Raw genomic sequence first — 2,837 nt, 5'->3', positions numbered from 1 at the left:
GACAAAAAGGATATTTATTCTCCCACAAACATTTTACTCATACGAATTTATTTTCCTGTTCAATTAAAAGGATATATTGAGAAATTATTAATCAAACTTCCATATATAACCCATTCCCCAAACAGTAATTAAATACTTATCTACAGGGAAACCAGCATCTCTAATTTTATCTCTAATATTACGAATATAAGATCGGAGCGTTTGAGTACTTATTTTGTGATCTTCCCAAATATTATCTATTAAAAAATCAGTGGACAAAACTTTGTTATCATTTTTTATCAGCATTTCTAAAATCTTTATCTCTATTTGACTTAGTGGAATTATTTTCTCTCTGTAATGTACTTTCCGTTTTTTTATATTTAATTCTAAGTTATTGTAAGTAAATATATCATTTCTTAATTTATTCTTATGCCTCAATAATGAGTTGATTCTGGCAATTAGCTCGTCCTCATATATTGGTTCAAATAAACAAACGTCTGCCCCACTTTTTAAAATATTAACAAGTGAATAATTTATATTGTTACTTATTACCATGATAAAAGCAGGAGAAATTTTATTAATACTTATACAGATTGATTCCACTGTTATGGATAAATGTTCATCATATATTAAAACAATATCAATTAATGGAGAATAAATGTAATTTGGAATTTCTTCAATATTTATCGGTCCGATACAATTATATCCATTTCTTGTTAATAGAGTATTCCACTTTTCTTCAACACTTGCTCCAATTAACAAAATGTTATTCATTAAAACTCTCCTATTCTAACTTGAATTAGGTTTTAAATAGGATTATATAAGTGAAGTATGTAGAATTTTTGCAGATTAAGCATAAAAAGTTTGCACTTTTTATGCAGTTTATTTATGAAATCCATGGGAATAATATTCTTGTATAAATTAATAGGAGGGAAAAGAATGAATACGAACTACGAAGAATGTATTAAAGCGTGTTTGGAATGTATGAAAGCATGTAATTCTTGTTTTGATGCTTGTTTAAATGAAGAAGATATTAAAATGATGGCTCGTTGTATTAGATTAGATCGAGAGTGTGCGGATATCTGTAGTTTAGCCGCAAAAGCAATGCAGTCTAATAGCCCATTAGTAAAGGAAATATGTTTGTTATGTGCGGATATCTGTGAAAAGTGTGGGGAAGAATGTAAAAAGCACAGTCATCATGAACATTGTCTCCAATGCGCAGAATCTTGCTTTAAATGTGCAGAATTCTGTAGAAAAATGGTTTCTTAATAAAATGTAAAAAATCCTATAAGTTATATATACAAGTATAACTTATAGGATTATGATTTAGTTTGATATCTTATCTAATACAGAAATATTAACTCCAAACTTACACATAGCTTCACAGTCTTCTCTTAAATCCGAGAATAGAATATAAGAAATTTTACACATACTGTCATGTTGGAAGGATGGTCTTAATAATTGTGCTTTAATTTCTTTTTTTCTTTTATTCGGAGCAATTAAATAAAATCTGGACTTATCATTGTTAAAGGACATAGACAAATCCTGTAGGCGTAAAATTCCAGAGTATATAGACGTGGACTTTTCTACTTCAAATGCACCTATAACTTTATTTTCACCATTAAGCCATAGAACATCGATAAAAGAAATCGTTTCACTAACAGCACTTGAAATTGTTTCTAAGTTTAAATGGGGAATAGAAAAGTTGCCTAATTTATATCCTTTCCATTCTCTTTTATGGTCATTTTTTGCTATCCACACATTATAACCAAGAGTCGTCCCTATTTTAGCTAAATAATATTGCATTTCAGTATGTTCATTCTCTTCGGCTAATTCCTTTTGAATTTCTTCATGTCTTTTTTTTAGCTTTTTATTAACTTTATCTATATCCTGTAATAGTAGAGTGTGGTTTTCTTGAATAACTTGTCTGCCAGAACCTATCTCATATAGTAATCCTGCTAGTGCACCTAAATCTTTTGATAGGACTAGGTTATGGTTATTATTATACTCCATCATAATTTCGCGCATCGTTAAATAATCTTCCCATGATCCTAATTTAATTTTTTGTTTGAATATCATATTAAAACCTTTAACAATGCTAGTGTTGAAAGGCGGGAAAATAGTAGGGTGAAGAAAATATAAAATATTACCTACTGCAGGACCTAGTCCTTTTATATTTTTTTCTTGAAGTTTCCTAATATTATAGATTAATTGTTTTTCTTGATTATAGAGCAATGTTTCCTTTAAAAATTGACCAAAGGCTTTTTTATTATCTTCATTTTCATAAATATCAGGTATTCTTAACTTTGGCTTCCAATAAAAAGCATGAGCTGCGCCCTCAAAGATTTGCTTTTGTTCCGCAATTGCTGAAATAGCTACCTCAAGGGATGAACCCTTAAAATCACAAGGAAATGTGTTATTCTCTATTTCCTTAATAACTACTTTTATAGCATTTTTTATCGTACGAAATGCCTTTAGTCTATCGTTGTTATTTATAAACCAGGTTTGGTAAACAGATTCTGGGTCATTTTTATATTCATCGATTGCTTTAAGTAAAGTAAAAGTCATAATATAACTCCCTCTATAAATATTGATTTATCAACGGTTTGAGCCGTTGTTGGGGTGTCAAAAAAATATTTTTCGACACGATTCCTAACAGAATTTATATATTATGTGTAATTATTCCAACCTACGGGTACGCTACGCGGTCACTACTGGATAATTATAGAAAGTAGTGATAGGGAATTATGCGATGCACAATGGATCTCTGCGTAGCTTATGATGACGTACCCTCCCATGTCTCTGGGCATCTATGTGCCTACATTCCTTCGTTCGGTCTAGTCATAAGGCAGAGGCTA

General features: G+C 30.2%; 3 protein-coding genes. 1 reads left to right on the top strand and 2 read right to left on the bottom strand.

Going from position 1 to position 2,837, the window contains the following annotated elements; translation table 11 throughout:
* Positions 1 to 87: 87 nt before the first annotated feature.
* Positions 88 to 753: a winged helix-turn-helix transcriptional regulator gene (locus tag ADJ83_RS22630; protein ID WP_031539953.1), complete on the bottom strand. Its 666-nt coding sequence runs from the start codon at positions 751 to 753 to the stop codon at positions 88 to 90.
* Between the two features lie 165 nt (positions 754 to 918).
* Here ADJ83_RS22630 and ADJ83_RS22625 point away from each other — a divergent pair, with 165 nt between their 5' ends.
* Positions 919 to 1,248: a four-helix bundle copper-binding protein gene (locus ADJ83_RS22625; protein WP_031539952.1), complete on the top strand. Its 330-nt coding sequence runs from the start codon at positions 919 to 921 to the stop codon at positions 1,246 to 1,248.
* A gap of 57 nt (positions 1,249 to 1,305) precedes the next feature.
* Here the strand turns inward: ADJ83_RS22625 and ADJ83_RS22620 are convergent, their stop codons facing one another.
* On the bottom strand, positions 1,306 to 2,547 hold the full coding sequence (locus ADJ83_RS22620; RefSeq protein WP_031539951.1) for a hypothetical protein: 1,242 nt from the start codon (positions 2,545 to 2,547) through the stop codon (positions 1,306 to 1,308).
* Positions 2,548 to 2,837: the final 290 nt, after the last annotated feature.

Origin of the sequence: Bacillus sp. 522_BSPC (assembly GCF_001076885.1) — a bacterium.
Lineage (GTDB): Bacteria > Bacillota > Bacilli > Bacillales > Cytobacillaceae > Niallia > Niallia hominis.
Note: the sequence above shows the minus strand (reverse complement) of the source record. Positions and strands in the feature narration are given on the sequence as shown.

Bases quoted from the DNA above. Each gene is read 5' to 3' on its own strand.
- ADJ83_RS22630 (WP_031539953.1), bottom strand. From the start codon at position 753: ATGAATAACATTTTGTTAATTGGAGCAAGTGTTGAAGAAAAGTGGAAT.
- ADJ83_RS22625 (WP_031539952.1), top strand. From the start codon at position 919: ATGAATACGAACTACGAAGAATGTATTAAAGCGTGTTTGGAATGTATG.
- ADJ83_RS22620 (WP_031539951.1), bottom strand. From the start codon at position 2,547: ATGACTTTTACTTTACTTAAAGCAATCGATGAATATAAAAATGACCCA.